This window comes from Sphingomonas sp. PP-CE-3G-477 (assembly GCF_003050745.1).
Taxonomy (GTDB): Bacteria; Pseudomonadota; Alphaproteobacteria; order Sphingomonadales; family Sphingomonadaceae; genus Sphingomonas.
The window spans coordinates 115,426-142,125 of sequence record NZ_QAOF01000006.1; the positions used below are offsets into that span (position 1 = coordinate 115,426).

General features: G+C 65.8%; 21 protein-coding genes. 9 read left to right on the forward strand and 12 right to left on the reverse strand.

Translation table 11 applies throughout. The features are described from left to right. Positions 1 to 58: 58 nt before the first annotated feature. The 4 genes from C8J45_RS13260 (at position 59) to C8J45_RS13275 (ending at position 4,318) form a co-directional block, all read left to right on the forward strand. The gene (locus C8J45_RS13260) at positions 59 to 394 is read left to right on the forward strand and encodes an arsenate reductase family protein (RefSeq protein ID WP_107963627.1); all 336 of its coding nucleotides are present in this window, start codon (positions 59 to 61) and stop codon (positions 392 to 394) included. A 184-nt stretch (positions 395 to 578) separates the two neighbouring features. Further along, the gene (locus C8J45_RS13265) at positions 579 to 917 is read left to right on the forward strand and encodes a P-II family nitrogen regulator (protein ID WP_055875939.1); all 339 of its coding nucleotides are present in this window, start codon (positions 579 to 581) and stop codon (positions 915 to 917) included. 143 nt (positions 918 to 1,060) lie between these two features. Further along, positions 1,061 to 2,473 carry a type I glutamate--ammonia ligase gene (gene glnA, locus C8J45_RS13270; RefSeq protein ID WP_056062965.1) on the forward strand — a complete coding sequence of 471 codons (1,413 nt, stop codon included), beginning with the start codon at positions 1,061 to 1,063 and terminating at the stop codon, positions 2,471 to 2,473. A 507-nt stretch (positions 2,474 to 2,980) separates the two neighbouring features. After that, a complete protein-coding gene (locus C8J45_RS13275) occupies positions 2,981 to 4,318 on the forward strand; it encodes an AarF/ABC1/UbiB kinase family protein (RefSeq protein WP_107963628.1) in 1,338 nt (445 codons plus the stop codon). Positions 4,319 to 4,321: 3 nt separating this feature from the next. On the opposite strand, the gene C8J45_RS13280 is transcribed toward C8J45_RS13275, so the two are convergent. Next, positions 4,322 to 5,344: a phytase gene (locus C8J45_RS13280; RefSeq protein WP_107963629.1), complete on the reverse strand. Its 1,023-nt coding sequence runs from the start codon at positions 5,342 to 5,344 to the stop codon at positions 4,322 to 4,324. Further along, positions 5,344 to 8,406 carry a TonB-dependent receptor gene (locus tag C8J45_RS13285; RefSeq protein WP_181321217.1) on the reverse strand — a complete coding sequence of 1,021 codons (3,063 nt, stop codon included), beginning with the start codon at positions 8,404 to 8,406 and terminating at the stop codon, positions 5,344 to 5,346. Before C8J45_RS13285 ends, C8J45_RS13280 begins: the two co-directional genes overlap by 1 nt. Positions 8,407 to 8,670: 264 nt before the next feature. On the opposite strand from C8J45_RS13285, the gene C8J45_RS13290 reads away from it, so the two are divergent. Continuing rightward, positions 8,671 to 11,253 (forward strand): TonB-dependent receptor, encoded by a 2,583-nt coding sequence (locus tag C8J45_RS13290; protein ID WP_107963725.1) that lies wholly within the window; start codon positions 8,671 to 8,673, stop codon positions 11,251 to 11,253. Between the two features lie 63 nt (positions 11,254 to 11,316). On the opposite strand, the gene C8J45_RS13295 is transcribed toward C8J45_RS13290, so the two are convergent. The 4 genes from C8J45_RS13295 to C8J45_RS13310 all read right to left on the reverse strand — a co-directional run bounded on the left by C8J45_RS13295 (position 11,317) and on the right by C8J45_RS13310 (position 15,395). Then, positions 11,317 to 12,654 (reverse strand): ATP-binding protein, encoded by a 1,338-nt coding sequence (locus tag C8J45_RS13295; protein WP_107963631.1) that lies wholly within the window; start codon positions 12,652 to 12,654, stop codon positions 11,317 to 11,319. Next, on the reverse strand, positions 12,654 to 13,334 hold the full coding sequence (locus C8J45_RS13300) for a response regulator transcription factor (RefSeq protein WP_107963632.1): 681 nt from the start codon (positions 13,332 to 13,334) through the stop codon (positions 12,654 to 12,656). Before C8J45_RS13300 ends, C8J45_RS13295 begins: the two co-directional genes overlap by 1 nt. Further along, positions 13,334 to 14,359 (reverse strand): LacI family DNA-binding transcriptional regulator, encoded by a 1,026-nt coding sequence (locus C8J45_RS13305; protein ID WP_107963633.1) that lies wholly within the window; start codon positions 14,357 to 14,359, stop codon positions 13,334 to 13,336. Before C8J45_RS13305 ends, C8J45_RS13300 begins: the two co-directional genes overlap by 1 nt. Positions 14,360 to 14,420: 61 nt before the next feature. Next, positions 14,421 to 15,395 carry a quinone oxidoreductase gene (locus tag C8J45_RS13310; RefSeq protein ID WP_107963634.1) on the reverse strand — a complete coding sequence of 325 codons (975 nt, stop codon included), beginning with the start codon at positions 15,393 to 15,395 and terminating at the stop codon, positions 14,421 to 14,423. A 106-nt stretch (positions 15,396 to 15,501) separates the two neighbouring features. Between C8J45_RS13310 and C8J45_RS13315 the strand changes: the two genes are divergently transcribed. Next, entirely contained in the window at positions 15,502 to 16,926 is a 1,425-nt protein-coding gene (locus C8J45_RS13315) for an aldehyde dehydrogenase family protein (RefSeq protein WP_107963635.1), read from the forward strand. A 63-nt stretch (positions 16,927 to 16,989) separates the two neighbouring features. Here the strand turns inward: C8J45_RS13315 and C8J45_RS13320 are convergent, their stop codons facing one another. From C8J45_RS13320 to C8J45_RS13340, 5 genes are all read right to left on the reverse strand, one after another. Beyond that, a complete protein-coding gene (locus C8J45_RS13320; RefSeq protein ID WP_107963636.1) occupies positions 16,990 to 17,274 on the reverse strand; it encodes a CsbD family protein in 285 nt (94 codons plus the stop codon). Positions 17,275 to 17,357: 83 nt separating this feature from the next. Beyond that, positions 17,358 to 20,066 (reverse strand): methionine synthase, encoded by a 2,709-nt coding sequence (gene metH / locus C8J45_RS13325; RefSeq protein WP_107963637.1) that lies wholly within the window; start codon positions 20,064 to 20,066, stop codon positions 17,358 to 17,360. Positions 20,067 to 20,193: 127 nt separating this feature from the next. Next, the gene (locus tag C8J45_RS13330) at positions 20,194 to 21,252 is read right to left on the reverse strand and encodes a homocysteine S-methyltransferase family protein (RefSeq protein ID WP_107955208.1); all 1,059 of its coding nucleotides are present in this window, start codon (positions 21,250 to 21,252) and stop codon (positions 20,194 to 20,196) included. A 114-nt stretch (positions 21,253 to 21,366) separates the two neighbouring features. After that, positions 21,367 to 22,311, reverse strand: a complete 945-nt coding sequence (gene metF, locus C8J45_RS13335) for a methylenetetrahydrofolate reductase (RefSeq protein ID WP_107963638.1) — start codon at positions 22,309 to 22,311, stop codon at positions 21,367 to 21,369. After that, positions 22,308 to 23,261 carry a metalloregulator ArsR/SmtB family transcription factor gene (locus C8J45_RS13340; RefSeq protein WP_107963639.1) on the reverse strand — a complete coding sequence of 318 codons (954 nt, stop codon included), beginning with the start codon at positions 23,259 to 23,261 and terminating at the stop codon, positions 22,308 to 22,310. Before C8J45_RS13340 ends, metF begins: the two co-directional genes overlap by 4 nt. A gap of 193 nt (positions 23,262 to 23,454) precedes the next feature. Between C8J45_RS13340 and C8J45_RS13345 the strand changes: the two genes are divergently transcribed. The 3 genes from C8J45_RS13345 (at position 23,455) to C8J45_RS13355 (ending at position 25,085) form a co-directional block, all read left to right on the forward strand. Beyond that, complete coding sequence (locus C8J45_RS13345; RefSeq protein WP_107963640.1) at positions 23,455 to 23,826, forward strand: hypothetical protein; 372 nt, start codon at positions 23,455 to 23,457, stop codon at positions 23,824 to 23,826. 75 nt (positions 23,827 to 23,901) lie between these two features. Beyond that, on the forward strand, positions 23,902 to 24,141 hold the full coding sequence (locus tag C8J45_RS13350) for a hypothetical protein (protein ID WP_258191447.1): 240 nt from the start codon (positions 23,902 to 23,904) through the stop codon (positions 24,139 to 24,141). Beyond that, complete coding sequence (locus C8J45_RS13355; protein WP_107963642.1) at positions 24,138 to 25,085, forward strand: aldo/keto reductase; 948 nt, start codon at positions 24,138 to 24,140, stop codon at positions 25,083 to 25,085. The genes C8J45_RS13350 and C8J45_RS13355 overlap by 4 nt, the downstream gene beginning before the upstream one ends. Before the next feature lie 150 nt (positions 25,086 to 25,235). Here the strand turns inward: C8J45_RS13355 and C8J45_RS13360 are convergent, their stop codons facing one another. After that, the gene (locus tag C8J45_RS13360; RefSeq protein WP_107963643.1) at positions 25,236 to 26,618 is read right to left on the reverse strand and encodes a short-chain fatty acyl-CoA regulator family protein; all 1,383 of its coding nucleotides are present in this window, start codon (positions 26,616 to 26,618) and stop codon (positions 25,236 to 25,238) included. Between the last annotated feature and the right edge of the window lie 82 nt (positions 26,619 to 26,700).

Consider the following 26,700-nt stretch of genomic DNA (forward strand, 5'->3'; position numbering starts at 1 on the left):
AACAAGAAGTGGTTGGGCCTGGTTCTGGCCAAAGTTAGTTCGACATGACGGAGTATTCGTGAAGGCGACGATCTACCACAACCCGCGTTGCTCGAAGTCCCGCGAGGCGCTTGCCCTGCTGCAAGAGGCAGGAGCGGACGTCATGATCGTCGAATACCTCAAGAACCCTCCCTCCCGCGCGGAACTCGTCCGCCTGTACGACCGCGCGGGCATGACGCCGCGCCAGGGGCTCCGCATGGCCGAGGATGGCGCCAAGGCGGTCAAGCATGGCGACGCCGAGGCGATCCTCGACGCGATGATGATCGATCCGCTGTTGATCGAGCGCCCGCTGGTCGAGACCGACAAGGGCGTCCGGCTCGGCCGCCCGATCGCGCGGCTGCACGAAATCCTGTGATCGGCTCCCCTGCCCTTGGATTGCGCACGCACCGCCCAGGTGCCGCAATTTCGGGCAGTGAAATCAACGATATTCCGCGGTTGCCCGAGGGCGCTGCGGCTGGCACGCTTGGTGCAAGGCGCCCTTCAGGGCGGACGGCTCGTCCGAAAGGGCGAGGGTTTCAACGACAATCGGGGGCGTACCTGTGAAAAAGATCGAAGCCATCATCAAGCCGTTCAAGCTGGATGAGGTGAAGGAAGCGCTGCACGAGATCGGCGTGAGCGGCATCACCGTGACCGAGGCCAAGGGCTTCGGCCGGCAGAAGGGCCACACCGAACTGTACCGCGGCGCGGAATATGTCGTCGACTTCCTGCCCAAGGTGAAGCTCGAGGTCGTCGTCGAGGACGGGCTCGCGCAACGCGTCGTCGAGGCGATCGCTGCGGCCGCGCAGACCGGCCGGATCGGCGACGGCAAGATCTTCGTCATCCCGGTCGAGAGCGCGCTCCGCATCCGCACGGGCGAACGCGACGACGACGCAATCTAGTTCCTAGCCATGCATATTGCGTTGACGACGAGTGACGACATCGTCATTTGACGCGACGCAACATTGTGTGGAAATTCCGTTCCATACCGCAATTAGATTCCCCGCCTGATACGGCGGAAATCTCAAAACGAAGGGCAAGCATCATGGCGAATTCGGCCTCCGACGTTCTCAATATGATCAAGGACCAGGAGATCGAGTGGGTCGATCTGCGGTTCACCGATCCCAAGGGCAAGTGGCAGCATCTGACGATGGTCGCGAGCCTGATCGGCGAAGACGAGCTGACCGACGGCCTGATGTTCGACGGCTCGTCGATCGAGGGCTGGAAGGCGATCAACGAGAGCGACATGACGCTCAAGCCCGATCTCGACGCGGTCTATGTCGATCCGTTCTCGGCGACGCCTATGATGATCCTGATCTGCGACATCAGCGATCCGTCGACCGGCGAGCTGTACGCCCGCGACCCGCGCTCGACCGCCAAGCGCGCCGAGGCGTATCTGCTGACCACCGGCGTCGGCGACACCGTGTATGTCGGCCCCGAAGCCGAATTCTTCATGTTCGACGACGTCCGCTTCGAAAACAGCTATTCGACCAGCTATTACAAGATCGACGACATCGAGCTGCCGGGCAATTCGGGTCGCGAATATGAGGGCGGCAACCTCGGCCACCGTCCGCGTGCCAAGGGCGGCTACTTCCCGGTCGCACCGGTCGACAGCGCAGTCGACATCCGCGGCGAGATGGTCTCGACGATGATCGAGATGGGCCTGCCCTGCGACAAGCATCACCACGAAGTCGCGGCCGCGCAGCATGAGCTGGGCCTGACCTTCGGCACGCTGACACAGACCGCGGATCGCATGCAGATCTACAAGTACGTCGTCCACCAGGTCGCACATGCGTACGGCAAGACGGCGACGTTCATGCCGAAGCCGATCAAGGAGGACAACGGTTCGGGGATGCACACGCATTTCTCGATCTGGGAAGGTAAGACCCCGCTGTTCGCCGGCAACGGCTATGCGGGCCTGAGCGACATGTGCCTGTATTTCATCGGCGGCATCATCAAGCACGCCAAGGCGGTCAACGCGTTCACCAACCCGTCGACCAACAGCTACAAGCGCCTCGTCCCCGGTTACGAAGCGCCGGTGTTGCTCGCCTATTCGGCGCGCAACCGCTCGGCATCGTGCCGCATTCCGTACGGCACCGGCCCCAAGGCGAAGCGCGTCGAAGTGCGCTTCCCGGACGCGCTGGCCAACCCGTATCTCGCTTATGCGGCGCTGATGATGGCGGGCATGGACGGCATCCTCAACAAGATCCATCCGGGCGAAGCGATGGACAAGAACCTGTACGACCTGCCGCCGGCAGAGTTGGCCCAGGTCCCGACCGTCGCGGGTTCGCTCCGCGAGGCGCTCGAATGCCTGCTCGCCGATCACGACTTCCTGCTGAAGGGCGACGTGTTCTCGAAGGACCAGATCGAGAGCTATGTCGAGATCAAGTACGCCGAGGTTGCGCGTTGGGAGATGACGCCTAGCCCCGTCGAGTATGACATGTACTACAGCGGGTAAGGCGCGACCACGCTCGCGCCGATCCGCGCAGCGGATATCCGCTGTCGGCCGGCGTCGTGTAGCGACGACCGACGGCGTGGCTTTGCCACGTCGCTGAATGAGAAGGGCGCCCGGGGCAATCCGGGCGCCCTCTTCTCATTCAGGCCAACGAGATCACTCCTCTTCCTCCCGGCGAGTTCGGATGGGCGGGGAGATCAGAACAGTGCCCCCTCCCGTCATTCCCGCGGAGGCGGGAACCCATACAGGCTGGCCGCGCGATCGACTCGCGAGCGGTCGAGTTTATGGATCCCCGCCTGCGCGGGGATGACGATGGAGGATGGGGTCGAATGCGTCCGCGCCAAGGTTGTTTCCCCGCGAAGGCGGGGACCCAGTCTGGGCTCCCGCCTCCGCGGGAGAACAAGGAGGGGTAGCTTCGGTTAACTTCGCGCCGGGAGGCCGATTGATCGACCGATAGAGCCACCCATATCCCGTCCGAGACGCACCGCACCCAAAACCCAAGGAACACCCGTGACCGAAGACAGCGGCAACAGTGCCGGACGCGCCATCCCCAGCGGCCGCCTCGCCCGCCTCGGCGTCTTCGGCAAGCTCGCTGGCGGTGTCGCTGGCGGAGTTGTGGCCGAAGGCGCTCGCCGTCTTGCCAACGGAGAACGCCCGAAGATCGGCGACCTCCTCCTCACCCCCGCCAACGCCACCCGCGTCGCAGACCAGCTCTCCCACCTCCGCGGCGCCGCGATGAAACTGGGGCAGATGATCTCGATGGACGCGGGCGACATGCTTCCGCCCGAGCTTGCGACCATCCTCGCGCGCCTGCGCAACAACGCGAACCACATGCCGCCGCAGCAGCTCGATCGCGTGCTTGCCGCCGAATGGGGCAAGGACTGGCGCCGCAAATTCGCACATTTCCAGGCGCACCCCGTTGCCGCCGCCTCGATCGGCCAGGTCCACCGTGCGCGCCTGCCCGACGGCACCGAACTGGCGATCAAGGTCCAGTATCCCGGCGTCAAGGAGAGCATCGACGCCGACGTCGACAACGTCGCGACGCTGCTGCGCGTATCGGGCATGCTTCCCAAGTCGCTCGATATCGCGCCGTTGCTCGACGAGGCGAAGAAGCAGCTTCACGAGGAGGCCGATTACCTCCGCGAGGCGCAGATGCTTGCGCGCTACGGCGACCTGCTGGCCGATCAGTCGCAGTTCGTCGTCCCGAAGCTTTACTCCGAACTGACCACGCCACGTGTGCTCGCGATGAGCTTCGTCACCGGCGTGCCCGTCGAGACGCTGGAAACCGCGCCGCAGGACGTTCGCGACCGCGTGATGCACGATCTGATCTCGCTCGTGCTGCGCGAGCTGTTCGACTGGCGGCTGATGCAGACCGATCCGAACTTCGCCAACTACCGCTGGCAGCCCGAGACCGAGAAGCTCGTCCTACTCGACTTCGGTGCCGCCCGTCCCCTGCCCGCCGAGACCGGCGACGGTTATCGCCGCCTGCTTACCGCAGCCCTCGCCGGCGACCGTGACGCGGTACGCGAAGCCGCAATCGCCGCCGGTTTCCTTGGCGAGGCAGCCGTGCTCCAGCACCGCGCGCTGGTCGACCGGATGATCGACGTCATCCTCATCGAACTCGCCAAACCCGGCCCGTTCGACTTCGGCGACCGCGCGTTCGTAGGCGTGCTGCGCGAACAGGGCACCGAGATCGCGCGCGACCGCGATACCTGGCACCTGCCGCCGATCGACATGCTGTTCGTCCAGCGCAAGATCAGCGGTACCGCCCTGCTTGCAGCGCGGTTGAAGGCGCAGGTCGATATTCGCACGATGGTCGCCGCCTATTGCGACGGCGCGCCATCGTGAGGATCAGCGCAGTTTCAGCGCACGCTTCACGCCGGCCCAGCTGACGTACTTGAAGTTCTGCGTGGCGGGGGCGTTGTCGCCGTCCTGTGCGACGAACAGGCCTTGGGGGTAGGCGGGGCCGAAGTTGCCGAGCATCAGGTCGATCCCGTCGGTATCGCTCGTCCCGTCGATCGCGCCGCCGCCGATACGGAAGCGACCGGCATAGGTGACGCCCGGCAGGCGGTAGAGCGTGTAGGCGTTGTCGCCCTGGCTCGACACGACGAGATAGCCGCCGTTCCTGCCCGACGGGGCGAGCGCCAGACCCTCCGCGTCGGCGACCAGCGTCTTGCCGTCGACCTTGGCGATCGCGGTTGCGGTGACCGGCGCGGTTGGGTCTGCGCCGAAGCGCCAGAGGCCGACATCTTCCTCGGCGACGTAGAGCTGCCCGGTGCGGTCGTCGACGACGCAGCCTTCGGACTGGGTGCCTAGCTTCATCGAGCGGACCGTCGTGACCTTGGGCGATGCGCCGGACAGGTCGATCGCGACCTGGTCGATGCGGCCGTCCTTCAGCACGACGAAGCCGAACAGCGCGTGATCGCGCGCGCGGGTCCAGAAGCACATGCCGTAAGCCTCGCCCGGACCGACCGGGAAGCGGCCGAGGGGCACGAGCTTTGCCGCCGCCGTGTCGAGCGTGAACAGCGAGACATGTGCGGTAGCGATGTCGGCCCGGTCGCTGGTAGCGGCGATCACGCGCGTCCCGAGATCGCGGAGGTCGACGTTGTTGAGCCGCGCGGCCGGGGTGAAGCTGAGGCGCTTGCCGGTCAGGCTGTAGACGTGGATGCCCGCTTTCTTGTCGGTGCCGATGACGAGGCTTCTCGCCGGATCGCCCGCATTGCGCCAGATCGCGGGATCGTCCGCGGCATCGGCGGCGGTGTCGACCGGGTCGGTCTCGGCGGTTGCCGCGACTGTCGGCGCCTCGACCGCCACCGGGACCGACGTCGTTGCACATCCCGCGAGCAGCAACGCGGCAAAGGGAAGCGCGCGCATCAGAACGTCACCCGCACGCCGCCGGTGTAGCGCCGGCCGAACGTCTCATGCTCGATCGTGTAGGCCGACGATCCGACATAGCGACGGCCCGGCCCGTTCAGCAGGTTGGCGAAATCGCCGTAGATCTCAACATTGCCGTTGATCGCATAGCGAACGGACGCGTCGAGTTCGTTGTCCTTGGCCCAGTAGAAGTCACCGCCGTCGACGCCGCGGACCGTGCCGCCTACGTCCGCCACCGCACCGATTGCATCGAGCCATGCGGAGCGGTTCTGGTACGAGACACGCGCCGAGAATCCGTATTTCTCGTAATAAGCGATCAGATTGTAGATTGCGTCCGAAGCACCCGGCAGGCGAACTTTCCGCGACGGGATCGCGCCGGTTGCCGGCGTATCGGCGCGGCTCTTGTTGATCGTGGCATTCAGCTGGACACCGAAGCCGCCCATCCAATCGGGCAGGCCGAGATCCGCGGTAAAGGGATCGAGCTGTTGCTGGATCGCGCCCTCGATCCCCATGATGTAGCCTTTGCCGCCGTTGATGATGGTCGAGTAGACATAGCCCGACCGATCGACGCCGGCGGCGTTCAGGTTGGTCTGGCCGTAGGTCCGGGTCGAGTCGAACAGGACATCGGTGACGTCCTTGTAATACGCGCCGATCGACAGGAAGCCGCGCGGCATCGTGTAGTATTCGACGTAGAGATCGACGCCCTTGGCTTTTTCGGGCTTCGCATCGGGGTTGCCCCCGGAGATCGTCGCATTCGCGTCGTTGATGCTCAGATTGGGACGCAACTGATCGTAATCCGGACGTGCGGCGCCGGTGTTGAACGACAGCCGCGCCTTCATCCGGTCGTTGACGTCCCAATTCACGTGCAGGCTCGGATAGACGAGAGTCTGGCTCGATTTCACGTCGATCAGGCCGAGCGACGAGAACGCACGGGCGTCGTTGCGGATGTGCTCGACGCGCGCCCCACCGATGACGCTGCCCCAGTTGGTCGTGGTCGTCGCCATCGCGTAGGCGGAATAGACCTTCTCGCCGACATCGTAGAAATTGGCGTCGGTGGACACGAACGGGTTGACCGCCTTGGCTTGCTCGACGAGCGCCAGGATCTTGTCCCGATCGAAATACTGGAACGTGTAGCCGAGCGGGATCTCGCCCTGGAAGCCGCCCGGCTTGGCGATGGCGGCGTACCCGGTCGGAATGCCCGCCGCGGCGAACTGGGCGGGGGTGCTCAGATCGATCAGATACTCGTTCGCGGTCTTGGTGCGATCGTCGTAGCGGAGACCGGCCGCGAACACCGTCTGCGCGCCGAACACCGAGGCCTCGCGGCTGATATCGAGCTTGGCGGTGTACGCCTCGGTCACATCTTTCGCCTTCAGCGAACGCAATCGCGTCAGCGTACGCGGGAAGTCCTCGATCGAGGTTACCTGGGCGCCGCGCGAGAAGGTGCCGTCGGCGTTGCGGATCGTCCGGAAGAGCTGGACCTTGGCGAGTTGCGGATCGGTCAGGTCGTAGCCGACGGTCAGGCGGTTGGCGGCGTTCGCGCCGTTGGTACCGAACGACGGGCTATCATAGTTCAGCTGCGCAGGCTGCGAGCGATCGTCGATCGACCGCGTGTAGTTGCCGCGCCATGCGACCTTCCACTCGCCGAGTTCATGATCGCCGCCGATCGTGTTGGTGAACACCGACTGCTTGTATTTGCGCACGGTGAAGTTCGAGTTGAGATCGATCCCGTAAACCGTGCCGAGCAGCGGCCTGTTGCCGGTGCAGACATCCGCATACCCCGTCGTCCCCGACGCGGGCCGCGTGTTGACGGTGCAGGCGGCAGTGCCGTTGGGGGTGCGCGACTGCTGGTCGTCGAGATCGAAGATGTAGTTGTTGCGCTGTTCGTCGTCCTCGAACGCGGAATAGATCGCCTCCGCGAACAGCTTGTGGCCGGGTGCAGGGCGCCAGTCGAGCCGGGTCGACAGCGAGTAGTTCTTCCGGGTCAGGCGATACAGCTTGTTCTCGGTCTCGCGCGCCCATTTGCGGTTTTCGAAGCCGGGCCGGAGATCGCGATCGACCGCCTCGAAATCGGTCTCGAAATTGTCGGTGACCATGCCGCGGCGATACAGGCTGGCGGACGAGACGATGCCGAACTCGCCGATGCCGGTGTCGATCCGGTCGGAGATGACGAGCGAGCCCTCATATTCGGTCTTCTTGCCGAGTTCGACATGGCCAACGCCGCCCTTGGCCTGCACCTTCATGCCCGGGTAATCGAACGCCGAGCGCGTGATGATGTCGACGTTGCCCGCGATCGTCTCGCCGGTCATGTCGGGGGTGACGGCCTTGCGCACGATGATCTGCGACGCGATCGCCGAGGGGATCGAGTCGAAGCGGGCGTCGCGACCTTCGGGGCTGACGACGTTGATGCCGTCGATCGACAACGTGGTCCAGTTGATCGGCGCGCCGCGCAGCGTGATGTAGCGCGCCTGGCCCTGATCGCGCTGAACGCCGACGCCGGGTAGACGACTGACCGCCTGAGCGACGTTCTGGTCGGGCAGGCGTCCGATCGAATCGGAGGCGATGACCGAGACGAGCGAGGGGCTGGTGCGCTGGATCTGAAGCGCCGCAGCTTCGGATTCCGCGATCGGCCGCGAACCGGATACGACAATCTCGTCGCCCTCGCCTGCTTTCTCACTGACTTCGATGGTCATCGCGACGTCGAGCGTCACGGCAGTATCGGCGACCGTCACCGTCCGGCGTGCGTCGGGGAAGCCGACATAACGGATCACGAGTTCGTGCAGGCCGGCGGGGACACCGAGCAGCGAGAACCGTCCGGTGCGATCAACCACGGTCGACAAGTCCAGCGCGGGAATCGAGACCGACGCGCCGTCGAGATATTCGCCGCTGCCGGCCTGCGACACGGTACCGACGACCGATCCCGCAGCGCGCGGCGCACCGACCGGGGTCGCGGCGTCGGGACGCGCATGCGCGCTGGCGATGGTCAACGGAGTCAGCGCACAGCCGGTGAGCAGTACGTGCGCGAGGACGCGACCGCGAACGCGGGTCGAGAGGTTCGATTTCATGGTATTCCCCCGGGTGGTCCCGGCTTCTTCAGCCGACTTGGGAGGCGCGGTAGCGGCCTCGCATGGCAACGCCGTTACGTCCGCATGACAAAGACATGACAGAGGGTTCATCTGAGACCGGCTCACGCTCGCGCGAGGGCAGTGTCACATTAAACGAGCATTAAAGTTGTCGGACACGGAATTCTTATATTCGTAACGGACATGCCACGACCGCCGCCTATCGCGCCCTTCAAGGCAAAGACTGCCGAAAAAGGGAAACTCTCGATGTTGAATTCAGCAAGCCTGCGCTTGCGGCTGCTGGCCGGCGCCGCCCTGACGGTCGCGATCGCGTCGCCAGTGTTCGCAGCCCCCACGCCGACCGCCGCCAAGGATACGGCGCCCGCGACGGCTGCCGCAGACCCCGCGATTGATCCGGCCCCCGCCGCTGCCGAACCCGCCGACCAGACCGGTCTTGGCGAAATCGTCGTCACTGCGACCAAGCGCGAGACCAATTTGCAGAAGACGCCGATCGCGATCAGCGTACTGACCGCCGCCGCGCTGACCGACCGCCACGTCCAGAGCCTGTACGATCTCGCCGACGGTACGGTGCCCAGCTTGCGCATCGCCACCTTCGAAGCGCGCCAGTCCGCGCTCACCATCGGCATCCGCGGGATCGTGCCGCTCGACGCCAACCAGCCCGCGCGCGAGCAGGGCGTCGGCATCTATATCGACGGCGTCTATCTCGGCCGCCAGCACGGCCTGAACGCCGCGCTGTTCGACATCGAGCGTGTCGAAGTTCTGAAGGGTCCGCAGGGAACGCTGTTCGGCCGCAACACCGAGGGCGGCGCGCTCAGCCTCGTCAGCCGTGCGCCCAGCGGCAAGCTCGAAGGACGCGCCGAGGGCGGCATCGCCAATTACGGCGGCTATAACGGCGACTTCCACCTCGACCTGCCCAAGTTCGCCGGCTTCAGCGTCAAGCTGGACGGCGTGTTGCAGCATCAGGACGCGACCACGAAGAACCCGTTCGAGGGTGCGGCCGGCTTCAACTATTTCGATCGCAAGGGCGGCCGCGCCGCGGTGCGCTGGCAGCCAACCAGCACCATCACCAACGATTTCGCGTACGATGTCGCCAAGGACAAGAACACCCCGTTCTACAGCCAGCTGCTGAACTACAATCCCAATGGCTGCGCGAACGGCGCGGTCACTGCGTCCACCACGTGCGTGCTGCCGAGCGTCAACTACACCTCGCTGACCGGCGGTCCGGTCAAGGCGCTGCTTCCGGGCGTGGTCGTCAACGGCGACAGCCGCATGAAGACCGCCGATATCGGCGTGCCGCAGCAGGTCAGCGTCGACAAGACGCACGGCTTCACCAATTCGCTGAAGTGGAACCTCGGATCCGAACTCGAGCTGCGTTCGATCACCGCATGGCGCGGCGTCGACGTCGAGCAGTATGACAATAGCGGCGGTGCGCATCGCCCGCCGCTGGTCAACCTGACCGCCAACTGCACCGCGGCCGCGCCGTGCGCCTTCAGCCGCTACAGCCTCGCCGACCTGCGCCAGCGCCAGTTCAGCCAGGAATTCCAGGCAGTCGGCACGATCGACTCCGTCGATTACGTCGCGGGTCTCTATTACTTCAACGAGCATGTCAGCGACGATGCCGCGACGCCGAGTTCGCTTGGTGCGGTGGCGACGACGACTAACGGTGTCGTGACCGGCGCGAACATCGTGTCGATCCCGTTCTGCACCGGAAACACGCCCGCCTTCGCCGGCAACGCGGTCAACGGCTGCTCGATCGATCGCGCCTCGGAAGTCTGGTCGAAGAGCTATGCGGCCTACGCCCAGGCGACGTGGAACGCGACCGACGTGCTACACCTCACCGTCGGCGGCCGCTATACCAAGGACAAGAAGCGCGGCGTCCTGCACTATTTCAACAACCTGAACTACGACACCGCCACCCCGGCACAGCTTGCGGCCAACGGCTACACCCCACTGGACAAGACCTGGAACCGGTTCAATCCGATGGTCACGCTGGCCTATGACCTGAACGACGACACGCATGTTTATGCTAAGTACTCGACCGGCTATCGCGCCGGTGGCGCCAGCTCGCGTACGCCCAACTATCTCGCGTTCGAGCCCGAGGATCTGAAGTCGTACGAAGTCGGCCTGAAGGCGGATTTCTGGCAGCATCGGGCACGCCTGAACCTGGCCGGCTACATCATGGACCGCAAGAACAGCCAGGAAGACGTCAGCTTCATCACCTTCGCGAACAGCGCCAACGTGAACGTCCTGCGCGTCGTCAATGCACCGGGTATCACCAAGATCCGCGGCATCGAGGCGGACCTGACGGTCGCACCGGTGGAGGGCCTGACGCTCAACGCATCCTATGCCTATACCTACACCAAGATACCGCCGGTTCCGGTCAGCTTCACGGTGGGCGCCAACACGTCGACGGTGCTGCAGCAGTTCTACATTCCGTTCACGCCGCGCAACGCGGCCAGCGGATCGATCGACTATGCGATCCCGGTCGGTGGCGGCGACACCAAGGTGAAGTTCCACATCGACGGTAACTATTCGCAGGCGACGCAGGCGTTCGACCAGTTCGCCACCAAGGCCGACGCGTCGTTCCTGGTCAACGGCCGGATCGCGCTGGCGAACGTACAGGTCGGATCGGCCTCCGACGTGACCTTCTCGGTGTGGGCCCGCAACGTGTTCGACAAGCAGTATGTCTTCCGTCGCGATCCCTCGAACAGCCTGCCGGGTGCACCCACCAGCAGCCTGACGGCGGGCCCGATCGGCAACGTGCTGGGCGATTACGGCAACTTCAACGCGCCACGCACCTACGGGATGGACGTGTCGGTCAAGTTCTGATCGATCCGACCATCGGCGACGACGAACCCGAGCAGGCGACACGCCTGTTCGGGTTTCTTCGTTTCAGCGCACGGGCAAGGTGATGACGACGCACAGCCCGGGTGCGGCATCTTCCAGTGCGATCGTGCCGCGATGAAGCCGGGCGATCGCCTCGATCAGCGCCAGACCCAGGCCATGCCCGCTGTCGTGACGACTTGCGTCAAGTCGGCCGAACCGGCGCAACGCCAGCTTGCGCTGATTCGCGGGGATGCCGGGGCCGGTATCGGTCACGACCAGCGTCGCGACGGCGGCGGTCGCGCCGACCTGTATCTCGATCTGCGTGCCGACCGGCGTATGGCGGATCCCGTTCTCGATCAGGTTCACGAGCATCTGACCGAGCAGGTGCCGATCACCCACGATCTCGGCCGAGGCGGCGGCATCGAAAACCAGCGTCCGGCCACTATCGGCGGCCACCGGCTGCATCATCGTCGTGATCTCGTCGGCCAGCGCCGCCAGATCGAGCGACACGAACGCCGCGCGACGGTCGCCCCCCTCGATTTCGGCGATCCGCAGCATCGCCGCGAACATCTTGAGCAGTTCGTCGCTCATCGCGATCGCTGCGTCGAGGTCGTCGCGTTGCGCCTCGCTCTCCGCCCGTCGCCGGGACAAGGCAAGCTGGCTTCGCAGACGTGCCAGCGGCGTGCGAAGATCATGCGCTATGTCGTTGGATACGTTGCTGATGCTCGCCATCAGATCGGAAATTCGATCGAGCATGCGGTTGAACGCGATCGCCTGTTGCGCGAACTCGCCGCCCGATCGGTCGACCGGCACGCGGCGCGTCATGTCGCCATCGATGATCGCATCGACGGTCCGCCGCGTCTCGCCGATCCGCCGGCTGATGGTGACGACGAAGACCGACAGCCCGCAGACGACGATCAGCAGGATCGACCCGAAACCGATCAGGTAGATGCCGATCCGCGCGGGACCGTAATCGTCGAACGGTTCGGTCTCGGCGACCGTAGTCAGCGTCATGCCGCCGCCGACGTCGCGGACCAGCGCACGCCCAGCGGAAAGGCCGATGATCCGATCGCGGCCGTGCAAGGTGGAAAAACCGAGCGGCAGGCGACGCGGCATCCTGATATTGCCGCCAAGGGCGTGGCCGTCGGCATCGAGCAGCAGGAAGCCGATGTCGCCGGTATCGCGCTGGCGGGTCGCTGCGTTTATTCGGCGAACGAGTTCCTCGGGGCTGCGATCGCCGAACGCTCCGGCGATCTCGTCAAAGACGGCCTGGATGCGGCGGTCGACCAGCCGCTCGATCGTCCTGAGCGTCACCGAATAGATCGCGAAACCAGTGCCGAGCGTCACCACGAGGAACGCCAGCAGAAATGCCAGCGTCAGCGTGCGCAGCGACCGTAAGCGCATCAGCCGCGCAACATGTAGCCGACGCCGCGCACCGTCAGGATCGGGTCCTCGCCGCCATCGGCGGTCAGCTTCACGCGCAGGTGGCGGACATAGACGTCGACGATGTTGGTGGTCGGCGCGAAGTCGTAGCCCCACACGCGTTCGACCAGCATCGCCCGCGTCAGCACCGTATCGGCGTTCGCCACGAACTCGTTGAGCAGCTTGAATTCGAGCTTGCCGAGGTCGATCGCGGTACCCGCACGCCATGCCCGGAACCGGGTCGGGCTGACGACGATATCGCCCGCGCGGATCGTGTCGGCGCTGCCCGCGGTCCACCCACGAGCGCGTACCAGCGCGAGCAGCCGGGCGTTCAGTTCGACCGAAGCGATCGGCTTGACCACGTAATCGTCGGCACCGGCCTCCAGCCCCTCGACCTTCTCGACCGAACGACCGAGCGCGCTGAGCATGATGACTGGCAGTGTCATGTTCCCGCTCCGCAACCGTTCGAGCACCGAAATGCCGTCGATCCGAGGGAGCATCCGATCGAGCACGACCGCGTCGAACGGCTGACTGTCCACCGCGGCGAGCGCCTCGCGACCGTCGGCCGCGACGGTCACGGTATGATCGAACCCGCGCAGTTCCTCGGCCATACCTTGCGCGAATACGCCATCGTCTTCGACCAGCAGAATGTTAAGGCTCATCACGCGGTATCGCGCGCTACGAGGACGGGCTGCATTTCCACGGAGGGAGCATCCTCGCCGGCGATGCGGGCGAACAGCGCCGTGACCATCGCGCGCGCGCCCGTCGCGATATCCTGCCGAACGGTGGTGAGCCGCGGCACGGTCTGCTCGGCGAACGGGAGATCGTCGAAGCCGGTCACGGGGATGTCGCCCGGCACCTGGATCGCGCGATCGGCGAGCGCCCGGACGGTGCGCATCGCGATCACGTCCGACGCCGCGGCGATACCGTCGATCCACCCCAGCACCGTATCGAGATGCGCGGCGATCTCGGCGGGCATCACGTCCGACGCCAGATGCGTGTCGAGTTGCAGCGGTATGGCCAGCCCCGCCGACGCCGCCGCATCGCACAGTCCGCTATAGCGTTCTTCGAGTTCGAGCGTGCGGACTTCGCCGAAAAAGGCGAGCCGCCGACACCCGCGCGCGATCAGTCGCTCGCCGGTGAGCCGTCCGCCGAGCCGGTTATCGACGCCCACCGCACAATGGACCTGTCCCGGTCGATGCCCACCCCAGACGACCATCGGCCGATACCGCGCCGCAACCCGCTCGATCGCCGCGAACTGGTCCGACTGGCCGATCAGCAGGACACCGTCGAGCATGCCCGAATCGACGATCCGCTCGAGCCAGTCGTCGGCGTCGGGGATGATCCGCGACAACAGCAGGTCATAGCCATGCTCGGTCAGCGCATCGGCGATATGGCCGAGGATCGTCATGAAGAACGGATCGGACAGATGTTGGCGACGCTCATGGCCGAGCGGCACGACGACGCCGATCAGGCCGGTGCGCTGGACGCGCAGACGGCGAGCCATCTGGTTCGGGCGAAAGCCGTGCGTGGCCGCCAGTGCCTGGATCCGCTCCCGCGTATCGCGCGCGACGAGCGGATTGTCTGCCAGTGCGCGGGATACGGTGCCGGCGTGCACCCCGGCGAGCCGCGCGAGTTCCGCGATGTTGCGGATACGCGCGGCGGGCGGAAGGATCGGTTCGCTCATCCGTCGACCCTAGCGCGTCATACCGGGCGTGGCGACACCGGCGGCAAGCAGCAGCGGATCGTCAGGTCAGCAGGATCGTGCTGCCGGACGTGTCGCCCGCTTCGACGGCACGATGCGCGTCCGCCGCCTGTTCGAGCGGGAAGCTCCGACCGATCTCCGGAGTGATCGCACCGCTTTTCACCATCGCGAAGACGCGGTCGAGGCCGGCTCGCTTCTCGTCCGGCGTCGCGTAATAGTCGAACAGCGTCGGCCGGGTGACGAACAGCGAGCCATTGCGCGCCAATATCCCCAGGTTGACGCCGTCGACCACCCCGCCCGCATTGCCGTAGCTGACGATCAGCCCGCGTCGCGCGGCGCTGGCGAGCGACGCGGCCCAGGTCGCGCCACCGACGCCATCGAGAACGACGGGCACGCCCTCGCCCCCGGTGATGTCGCGCACGCGCGCGGCGATGTCCTCGGATTTGTGGAGAATGACGTGGTCCGCGCCCGCCTTCGTCGTGCGCGCGGCCTTGTCGTCGCTGCCGACGCTGGCGATCACGGTGGCGCCGATATGCTTGAGCCAGCCGACCAGGATATGGCCGACGCCACCCGCCGCCGCATGAACCAGGACGGTCTGTCCCGCCTCGACCTTCGCACAGCGCTCGACGAGGAACTCTGCGGTGCAGCCTTTGAGCAGGATCGCCGCAGCGGTGCGATCGTCGAGCCAGTCGGGCAACGCGAACAGTTCGGCAGCCGGCACGTTGCGCTCGGTCGCGTAGGCGCCGCGGGTCGGGCCGAAGGTACCGACGCGGTCACCAGGCGCGAAATCGGCCACGCCTTCACCCACTGCCATCACCACGCCGACCGCCTCGCTGCCGAGGCCCGACGGCAGGTCGATCGGGTACACGCCGCTACGGTGATAGGTGTCGATATAGTTCAGCCCGACCACGGTGTTGCGCATCCACGCCTCGCCCTTGCCCGGTGCCGGCAAGGCGACATCGTGCCACTGGATGACGTCCGGACCGCCGGTCGTTTCGATTTTCGCCACTCGTGCCATCTCGGCCTCCCGTTGATTCAAGGCCGCACCCTATAGAACGCGTTTCGGGTTGCAACCGATCGGCGGCGAGCCCATTCCTTCGCCAGACAAGATGCGGAGAGGCACTATGAAGAGCTATCTGAACCAGTATATCGACGGCGCTTGGGTCGCGAGCGAAGGCGGCACCGTCTATCAGGTGATCGACCCGTCGACCGAGCAGCCCTGCACCGAGATCACGCTCGGCACCGCCGCCGACGTCGACAAGGCAGTCGCTGCGGCTCGATCCGCGTTCGAAAGCTGGAGTCAGACGAGCGTGCAGGAGCGGCTCGACGTGCTCGGCCGGATCATGACCGAATACAAGGCGCGGATGCCCGACCTGGCGAAGGCTATGTCGCAGGAGATGGGCGCGCCGATGGCGCTCGCCTCGATGGCGCAGGCGCCCACCGGCCTCGCGCATTTCTCGGCGACCGCAAAAGCATTGGCGGCATTCGAGTTCTCGGAAGTCATCGGCAAGGCGACCGTCGTGCACGAGCCGCTCGGCGTCGTCGCGATGATCACGCCGTGGAACTGGCCGCTGAACCAGATCTGCGCGAAGGTCGCCCCCGCGCTTGCCGCCGGCGACACAATGATCCTGAAGCCGTCCGAGGAAGCGCCGTCGTGCGCGGTAATCCTGGCGGAGATCATGGATGCGGCGGGCGTCCCCGCAGGCGTGTTCAACCTCGTCAACGGTGACGGTCCGGGCGTCGGTGCGGCGCTGTGTTCGCACCGCGACGTCGACATGGTGAGCTTCACCGGCTCGACCCGCGCGGGCATCGCAGTCGCGCTGGCCGCGGCGCCCACGGTCAAGCGTGTGCATCAGGAGCTTGGCGGCAAGGCGGCGAACCTCGTGCTGGAGGGCTCCGACCTCGCGGCCGTACTGCCGGCAACGGTGGCCGGTGTGCTTGCGAATTCCGGACAGAGCTGCATCGCGCCGACCCGCCTGCTGGTACATGCGAGCCAGATTGCCGAGGCCACTGCGATCGTGAAGTCGATGATGGAGCAGACCAAGGTCGGCGATCCCGCCGAGATGGGCCAGCACATCGGCCCGGTCGTCAACAAGGCACAGTTCGACAAGATCCAGGGGCTGATCCAGTCGGCGATCGACGAAGGCGCGACGCTGGTGACGGGCGGGGTCGGGCGTCCGGACGGGCGCAATGCGGGGTATTACATCCAGCCGACGCTGTTCACCGACGTACGCCCCGACATGCGGATCGCGCAGGAGGAGACGTTCGGTCCGGTCGCGACGATCACCGCGTACAACGACCGCGACGAGGGCATCCGCATCGCCAACGCGACGGAATACGGGCTATCCGCAACGATCTCGGGAGACGCGACGGAGGCGGCCAAAGTTTCGCCGAAACTTCGCGCGGGGCTGGTGACGATCAATTCGTGGAGCCCGGACATCGGCGCGCCGTTCGGCGGCTACAAGCAGTCGGGCAATGGGCGTGAGAATGGCCGTTATGGCCTGACCGATTTCATGGAAGTGAAGACGGTACTGGGTCTGCCGGCCTGATCTGACAGGCCGGGCGGGAAACGACGTTCCACTGGCACGCAGCGGAACGTCGTCGATCGCGGATTACTTGCCGCGGAGGGTGTTGATCAACGCGATACCGAGCACGCCGGCGACTGCCGCGGCGGTGAAGGGACGCTCGCGCGAGAACTGCTGTACGTAGTCGATCAGCGGACGGACGTTGCCCTCGACGACGTCCTTGGCCTGGCCAATGGTCTTCTGCACGGTGCCACCGAGCTGATCTGCAACGCCTTCGCTCTGCAGCGACTTGTCGCCGACTGCGCCGCCAACGGTTTCCTTGAGCTTGCCGCCGAGGTCGTTTGCCGTGCCGGTGAGGGTGTCGCTGTTCACAGATCGTCTCCTTGAGTGGAACCGGCGTTGTTGCCGATGAGCTTGCAGAAACAGGCGTCGCTCGATCTTGTTCCGCGACCGGATCAATCGAGGTTGGGGCGCAGCCAGCGTTCGGCGGTCTTGAGGTCCGCACCACGTCGTGCGGCGTAATCCTCGAGCTGGTCGCGGCCGACGCGGGCTACCCCAAAATACTCCGCCTGCGGGTGGCCGAAATAGAAGCCCGAGACGGCGGCGGTCGGGAACATCGCGAAGCTCTCGGTCAGTTCGAGCCCGGTCGCGGTCGGCGCGTCGAGCAGGTCGAACAGGATCGGCTTTAGGCTGTGGTCCGGGCAGGCGGGATAGCCCGGCGCCGGACGGATGCCGCGATACTGTTCCTTGATCATGGCTTCGTTGGTAAGCTGTTCGTCGGGTGCGTAGCCCCACAGATCGGTGCGGACGTGCTTGTGGAGGCGTTCGGCGAAGGCTTCGGCAAAGCGGTCGGCGAGCGCCTTCAAGAGGATGTCGTTATAGTCGTCATTGTCCGCCTTGAAGCGGGCGATGTGGTCGTCGATCCCGTGGATGCTCACTGCGAAGCCGCCGAACCAGTCGTTCTGCGTGTCGACGAAATCGGCGAGACACATGTTCGCGCGGCCTTCGCGCTTGGCGATCTGCTGGCGCAGCATGGGGAGGCGCACCTCCTTCTGCTCCCTCTCCCCTGCGGGTAGAGGGTCGGGGTGAGGGGCTGTTCCGGGCGGAGCACTGCTTGGCTGCCCCTCACCCCAACCCTCTCCCCGGAGGGGAGAGGGAGCAGTGACCACCACATCATCGCCCTCGCGGCGCGCGGGCCACAGTCCGGCAACACCCCGCGGAGTCAGCCACTTCTCCGCGACGATCGTGTCGAGCATCGCCTGCGCATCCGCATACAGCGAACTCGCGCTATCACCGACCACTTCATCCGTCAGGATCGCCGGGAAATTCCCCGCCAGTTCCCACGCGCGGAAGAACGGCGTCCAGTCGATATAGTCGCGCAGGTCGGTCAGGTCCCAGTCCGCAAACACATGGACGCCAGGCTTCACCGGCGCAGGCGGTTTCATCGCGAAGTCCGCCACGAACCCGCGCTCCCGCGCCGTCGCCAAGGGGAGCAACTCGCTCTGCCCCTTGTTCGCGCGCGAGATCCGCACCGCCTCATACTCATCCGCGGTCTTCGTCACGAACTCGTCGCGGATCGTGTCCGATACCAGGGTCGACGCGACACCAACCGCGCGGCTCGCATCGAGCACATGCACGACCGGGCCATCATAGGCCTGCGCGATTCGCAGCGCAGTATGCACCTTCGACGTCGTCGCACCGCCGATCAGCAGCGGCATTGTCATGCCCGCGCGCTTCATCTCCTCGGCGACCGTGACCATCTCGTCGAGCGACGGCGTGATCAGCCCCGACAGCCCGATCATGTCCGCGTCGTTCTCGTTCGCCGCGGCCAGAATCTTCGACCACGGCACCATCACGCCGAGATCGACCACATCGAAGCCATTGCACTGCAGCACCACGCCGACGATGTTCTTGCCGATGTCATGCACGTCACCCTTGACGGTCGCCATGATGATCTTGCCCTTGCCGCGCGCGCCGGGCTCCTTGGCTGCCTCGATATACGGCAGCAGATGCGCGACCGCCTTCTTCATCACGCGCGCCGACTTGACGACCTGCGGCAGGAACATCTTGCCCGATCCGAACAGGTCGCCGACGACGTTCATGCCGTCCATCAACGGGCCTTCGATCACCTCGATCGGGCGTCCGCCATTGCCGGCGCTGATCAGCCGCGCTTCCTCGGTATCCTCGACGACGTGGAGGTCGATACCCTTCACCAGCGCATATTCGAGCCGTTTGTTGACACCCAGCGAGCGCCATTCCGCCGCCGCCTTCTCCGCGACCACGTCGGTGCCGCGATAGCGTTCGGCGAGCGCGACCAGCCGGTCGCCAGCCTCGGGATCGGTGTTGAGCACGACATCCTCGACCGCCTTGCGCAGTTCGGGATCGATGTCGTCATAAATGTCGAGCTGGCCGGCGTTGACGATCGCCATGTCCATGCCGGCGGGGATCGCGTAGTACAGGAACACGCTGTGCATCGCGCGGCGCACGGGTTCGTTGCCGCGGAACGAGAAGCTGAAGTTCGAGAGCCCACCCGAGATATGGACGTGTGGGCAGCGCGCCTTGATCTCCTTGCACGCCTCGATGAAGTCGACGCCGTAGTTGTTGTGCTCCTCGATTCCGGTCGCGACCGCGAACACGTTGGGATCGAAGATGATGTCCTCGGGCGGGAAGCCGATCCCGACGAGCAGCTTGTAGGCGCGCTCGCAGATCTCGACTTTCCGCTCCTTGGTGTCCGCCTGCCCGACCTCGTCGAACGCCATCACGACCACCGCCGCACCGTACGCCATGCATTTCCGCGCCTGGCTCAGGAACTGCTCCTCGCCCTCCTTCATGCTGATCGAATTGACGATCGGCTTGCCGCTGACGCACTTCAGACCGGCCTCGATCACGCTCCATTTCGAGCTGTCGACCATGAACGGGATGCGCGCGATGTCGGGCTCGGCGGCGATCAGCTTCAGGAACGTCGTCATCGCGTGATGCGCGTCGAGCAGCCCCTCGTCCATGTTGACGTCGAGCACCTGCGCGCCGCTCTCGACCTGCTGACGCGCGACCTCGACCGCCGCGGGATAGTCGCCCGCCATAATCAGCTTCTTGAAGCGCGCCGAGCCGGTGACGTTGGTGCGCTCGCCGATGTTGACGAAAGAGGTGGAGGAGGAGGTGGTCATCGGTTCGCTTCTTCTAGCCCCCTCTCCCCTCCGGGGAGAGGGTTGGGGTGAGGGGTAGTTCCGGGCGGTAGCGCTCCTGGCGCCCCTTACCCCGGCCCTCTCCCCGACGGGGAGAGGGAGCGGTGGCCTAAGCCGCCATCGTGAACGGTTCGAGGCCAGCGAGCTTGGTACGAACTTCTGGCCGAGCAACCGCGCGCGGTTCGAGCCCGCGCACGCCATCGGCCATTGCCTTGATATGCGCCGGCGTCGAGCCGCAGCAGCCGCCGAGCACGTTGACCTGCTTGGCCACCGCCCACTCGCCGACCAGCCCGGCCGTCGTCTCGGGCTGCTCGTCATACTCGCCGAGTTCGTTGGGCAGTCCCGCATTCGGATAGACCATGATCAACGTGTCCGCGATCGCCGACAGCGTCTTCACATGCGGCCGCAACTGCTCCGCACCGAACGAGCAGTTGAGCCCGATCGTGATCGGCTTGGCATGCCGCACCGCATGCCAGAACGCCTCGACCGTATGCCCCGACAGGTTGCGCCCAGACAGATCGGTCAGCGTCATCGACATCATGATCGGCACGTCGCGCCCGAGCGCATCGCCCGCCTCGATCGCCGCCATGATCCCGGCCTTGGCGTTGAGCGTATCGAACACCGTCTCGATCAGGATGAAGTCGACGCCGACGCCCTCGCCGCCTTCGAGCAACGCGTCGATCTGCTCGCGGTACACGCCTTTCAGGTAATCGAAGTCGATCTCGCGGAAGCCGGGATCGTTGACGTCGGGCGACAGCGACAGCGTCTTGTTGGTCGGCCCGATCGCGCCGGCGACGAAGCGCGGCCGTCCGTCCTTCGCCTCGTATTCGGTGGCGAGCGCACGCGCGATCCGCGCGGACTCGACGTTGATCTCGCGCACCAGATGCTCGGCGCCGTAATCGGCCTGCGAGATGACGTTCGCGCTGAAGGTGTTGGTCGAGACGATGTCCGAGCCGGCCTCCAGATATTCGCGCGTAATCGTCTCGGGGACGTCCGGCTTGGTGATCGCCAGGATGTCGTTGTTGCCCTTCTGGTCGTGCGACAAGCCGAGCGACCCTGCGTAAGCCGCCTCGTCGAGCTTCCAGTTCTGGATCTCGGTGCCGAACGCGCCGTCGGTAATCAGGATGCGCTTGGCGGCTTCTGCGTTGAAACGTTCACGTGGTGTCATCGTCGATCTCCTCCCTCCCGCTGGCGGGAGGGGTCGGGGGAGGGAAGTGCCGCAAACGAGACGGTCGAGTTGGGCCAGCCCCTCCCCTAACCCCTCCCGCAGGCGGGAGGAGGATTACGCCGCGGCGACCTTGTCGACCGGCTTCGCGCGTACGCCGAGCATGTGGCAGATCGCATAAGCCAGTTCCGCGCGGTTGAGCGTGTAGAAGTGGAAATCCTTTACCCCGCCCGCGTAGAGCCGCCGGCACATCTCGGCCGCGATCGTCGCCGCGACGAGTTGCCGAGCCGAGGGATGATCGTCGAGCCCCTCGAATAGCCGGTCCATCCACGCCGGAATCTCCGCGCCACACAGTCCCGCGAACTTCCGCGTCTGCGCGACGTTCGACACCGGCAGAATTCCCGGAAGGATCTGCGCAGTGATCCCCGCTGCCGCTACCCGGTCGCGGAACCGGAAATACGCTTCTGGCGAGAAGAAGAACTGCGTGATCGCGCGGGTCGCACCGGCATCGATCTTGCGCTTCAGATTGTCGATGTCGGCGTCGTGACCGCCCGATTCCGGATGACACTCGGGATACGCCGCGATCGAGATCTCGAACGGATGCAGCTTCCGCAACCCAGCAACCAAAGCCGCCGCGTTCTCATACCCGCCCGGATGCGCCTGATAGGGCTGACCCAGCGTCGGCATGTCGCCACGAAGCGCGACGATGTGGCGCACGCCCGCCGCCCAATATTCCTCGGCGACCTGGTCGATCTCGGCCTTGGTCGCCTCGACGCAGGTCAGGTGCGCAGCGGCGTTCATCGACGTCTCGCGCTGGATCCGCGCCACTGTCGCGTGAGTCCGCTCGCGCGTCGAGCCACCCGCGCCATACGTCACCGACACGAAATCGGGACCGAGCGGCTCCAGCGTGCGGATCGCCTCCCAGAGCTGCGTCTCCATCTTCTCGCTCTTCGGCGGGAAGAACTCGAAGCTGATGCCCACGTCGCCCGCAAGATCCGCGAACAGCGGTTCCTCGAGCGCGCGGCGCGCTTCGGCCAGTTGGGGGATCGAAATGTTCGTCATGCCGCCTTCACCTCACGCAAGCTCGCGCCGATCTTCCGACCGAGCCATAATTTCACCGTCAACTCACCGCCCTCAAGCGTCTCGACGCGCGCCGTCTGCAAGCCCGCCGCCTCGAACCACGCCGTCATCTGCTCGTCCGCGAACCCCAGGCGCGTGTGCGCATCGCGCAACCGCAGTTCCTCGCGGTCGTGGCTGGCGAAATCGGCGATCAGCAGTCGCCCGCCGGGAGCCAGTACCCGCGCCGCTTCGCTCACCGCAGCGCCCGGCTGCTGCGCGAAGTGCAACACGTGATGCAGGATCGCGACATCCGCCGCGGCATCCGCCATCGGCAGCGCGTACAGGTCCGCCTGGCGCAGTTCGGCGTGTGTCATGTCATGCAGCTTGGCGCGTGCGAGCCGCAGCATCTCCGAACTGCGATCAATCCCGAGCGCGACCGTCGCGCGCCCGCCGAACAGTTCGAGCATCCGCCCCGTGCCCGTACCGATATCGATCAGCGTGCCAACCGGCGCATCGCCGAGCACGGCGGCCATCGCCGCCTCGACCTCGCTGTCGGCGACGTGCAGCGACCGGATCGCGTCCCACTCGTCGGCATGCCCCTCGAACCACGCCGCAGCACTCGCCGCCCGGTCCGCACGTACCGCTGCAAGCCGCGCCGCATCCGCGACCGCCCAGTGATCCGGCTCGGCCTTCGCCCAGACATCGAGTGCGCCCGCGACCGGCTCGACCACGTTCGCCGACCCGAGCGCGACGAACACCCAGCTGCCTTCCTTGCGACGTTCGGCAAGTCCGGCATCGCACAGTATCTTCACATGGCGCGAAACGCGTGGCTGGCTCTGGCCGAGCACCTGCGCGAGCTCGCCGACCGACAGCTCCATCCGCCGCAACAGCGCGAGGATCCGCAACCGGGTCGCGTCCGCCAAAGCACGGAAGATTTCGAGCGCCATCGTCATGCCAGGACATATAAAGAATTCTTTATATGAGGTCAACGCAGGCGTGCGCGTCTTCGACATTGGCCATATCCGCCCGCGACTTATCGCATCGGGCGAGATCGTGACGGATCGGAAACGCTTTATCCGCGTTCGATTGCGCTATGGGCCGGGCATTACCCGGTCCACAAGACGACATCCACGGGAGTAGATACCTATGAAGAAGTTCCTGATCCCCGCCCTCGCCCTGACCGCCGGCCTCGCAGCCTGCAGCAACAACGCGCAGGACCAGACCGCACAGGCCGCCAACGCGATCGCCGCCGATGCCAGCGCGACCACCGCCAATGCCGTCGACGACGTCAGCGCCGCCAGCGATCGCGCGCTGGGCTCGGCCGAGCGTTCGCTCGACAATGCCGGTGCGCGCATCGACAACTCGACCGATCACCTCGACGCCAAGGCCGACCGTGCCGGTGACCGGATCGAAGCCGGTGCGGACCGTGCTGGTGCTGCGATCAGCAACGGTGCAGACCGCGCCGCCGACGCCACCGGCAACGCGCTGACCCGCGCCGGCAACGCGATCAAGGACTAAGCCTTGCCAAGGCGCCCCCACTTCTCCGTCCCCCCAGCGAACGCTGGGGACTCCCTGCTCGGGTCAGGACGACCTGTGCAGAAGGACACGAGCTTTCGTTGGCATGACGGTATGATGGTGGGGGCGCTTTTTGCTGTATCAGCGCTCGCGGCTTGCTCGCCCGCGAGCGAACCCGGCGCCGTCAGCGCCGACGAAGCGCACCAGTTGAACGAAGCCGCCGCGATGCTCGATGCAAACAGCGTCGATCTGAATGCGGTCGCCGCCGCTCCTGAAGATACCGAACTTCCCTCGAATCAAAGCGATCAGACCCGATGACCCTCCGCCGCCTCGGCTCGACCGATCTCAAGATCGCCCCGCTCGTCCTCGGCGGCAACGTCTTCGGCTGGACTGCCGACCGCACCGCCAGCTTCGCCGTGCTCGACGCGTTCGTCGCGGGTGGTGGCACGATGATCGACACCGCCGACGTTTATTCGGCCTGGGTCGACGGTCATCAGGGTGGCGAATCCGAGAGCATGATCGGCGAATGGCTGAAGGCCAGCGGCAAGCGCGACGACGTCCTGATCGCGACCAAGGTCGGCATGCTCCCCGGCGAAGGCGGCGAGAAGCTCGCCCCCGCGCGTATCGCCGCCGCTGCCGAAGCCTCGCTCAAGCGCCTCGGCACCGACCGTATCGACCTGTATTACGCGCACCAGGACGACGACTCTCAGACGCAGGAGGCCGTCCTCGAAGCGTTCGGCAAGCTGGTCGATGCGGGGAAAGTCCGCGTGATCGGCGCCTCGAACTTCCACGCCGCTCGCCTGAAGTCGGCGGTCGAAGCTGCCAAGATGTCGGACCTGCCGCGCTATCATGTGCTCCAGCCCGAATATAATCTTGTCAGCCGCACCAAGTTCGAGGGCGAATTGCAGGATTACTGCGTCACCGAGAACATCGGTGTGCTGCCCTATTACGGGCTCGCCTCGGGTTTCCTCACCGGCAAGTACCGGACGAAGGACGATCTGGGCCAGAGCGTTCGCGGCGGTCGGATGGGCGAATTGCTCGAAGGTACCGGCAAGGCTGTCCTCGACGCGATGGACTCGGTCGTCGAAGCTACTGGCGCGACCCACGCGCAGGTCGCGCTGGCGTGGTTGATTGCGCAGCCGGGCGTTACGGCACCGATCGCGAGCGCCACGAGCGTGAAGCAGGTCGAAGACCTGTTGCCTGCGATGACGCTGGAACTGTCGAAGGACCAACTGGACGCGCTGATGGTCGCTGGCGCCTGACCCTTAATCCTCCCCCGCAAGGGGGAGGTGGCTGGCAGTTGCCAGACGGAGGGGGCGGCACGCGCGAACCTCTGTTCGGTGTCCTCCCCCTCCGTCACCTTCGGCGACACCTCCCCCTGGCGGGGTAGGATCGAGAGGGCGCCCCTCCCCTCAGTCCCCCGCAAACGTCAGCGCGGACGTCCGTCGTTCCCGCTCGTTGATCAGCAGCGCCCGCCCGGCCGGCGCGACAGACCGTTGCGGGCAATCGTTGCGAAAACAGGCGCGGCAGCCGAGGCCAATGGGCATCGCCCTCCCCGCCAGATCGAAGCCGCTCGCCGCCGCAAGCACGCCCGCCTGCGCCGCCGCGACGCCGAGACCGATCGCGAACTCGGCATGCACTGCGCCGAAGCGACTGCCCTGCGGCGTCACGGTGCGCGCCATCGTCAGCCATCGCGCGCCGTCCTCCAGCTCGACCAGCTGCACCATCAGGCTGCCCGGCCGGTCGAACGCATGATGCAGCCGCCACAATGGGCAGCGCCCGTCTGCTTCGACCAGCGCCGCACCGCTGGCGCCGGGATAGCGCTTCGACGCCTGCCCCGCGCGGTCGATCCGGATCATGAAGAAGGGCAAACCGCGCGCGCCGACGCGCTGCAACGTCGTCAGCCGGTGCGCCACCTGTTCGAAGCCCGCGCCGAACCGACGTTGCAACAGCTCGATGTCGTACCCCGTCGTCTCGCACCCACGGAGGAATCGCGCATAGGGCATCATCAGCGCCGCCGCGAAATAGCCTAGGAGGTGGCGGCGATAGAGCCGTTCCGCGGCGCGATCGGTGAACCCGGCGCCTTTCGCCAGCGCATCGATCTCCGCCTTCGCCTCGATCTGGCCGAGCTGGAACGCGACCGCGAACGTGCGCGAGGCCGGGTCGAGCATCTCGCTCAACTGCAACTGGCGCGCGTGCAGGTCGAGGCGGCGCAGCGTGTCGGGGAGCACGTCGGCAGGCAGTACGCGAATGGTCAGACCGTGCTTCGCACGCAACCGCTCGGCGATCGCGCCGTAGAGATCGCCTGCGCCGAGCCGCAATTCGTCGGCCAGCGCTTCGGCCGCGGCATCGAGATCGGCGAAATGATTGCGCCAACGCTCGATCTCGCGACGGACTAGCGTGACCGGATCGTCGCCTGCTTCGACCACCGCGCCGCCGCCGATCCGGTCGAACACGCGGGCAAACGCCGCCGCGCCGCCGGGGGCGCTGGCAAGCCATTCCTCGACTTCGTTGCGGTCGATCTCGAGGTCGGCGAACATCGGGTCGGCCAGCCGCCGCCGGATCGCATCCGCACCGCCGCCCGGTTCACCCGCCGCGAGCGACCGCGGATCGAAGTCGAAGCTCTCGGCGAGCTTGATCAGCAGCGTCGCGGAGATCGGCCTCTGGTTGCGCTCGACGAGGTTGAGATAGCTCGGGCTGATCGCGAGCATGTCGGCCATCGCCGCCTGTGTGAGCCCCGCCCCGCGCCGCAAGCGACGGATCGCATGCCCCGCCAGCAATTTCCGTTCCGCCATCGCAAACCCTCCTGTCACGATGTTTACAGAACGACACGTGTTCCACAAGCTGGGCGGACACCGCGACGTCGCGGCGGCGCGG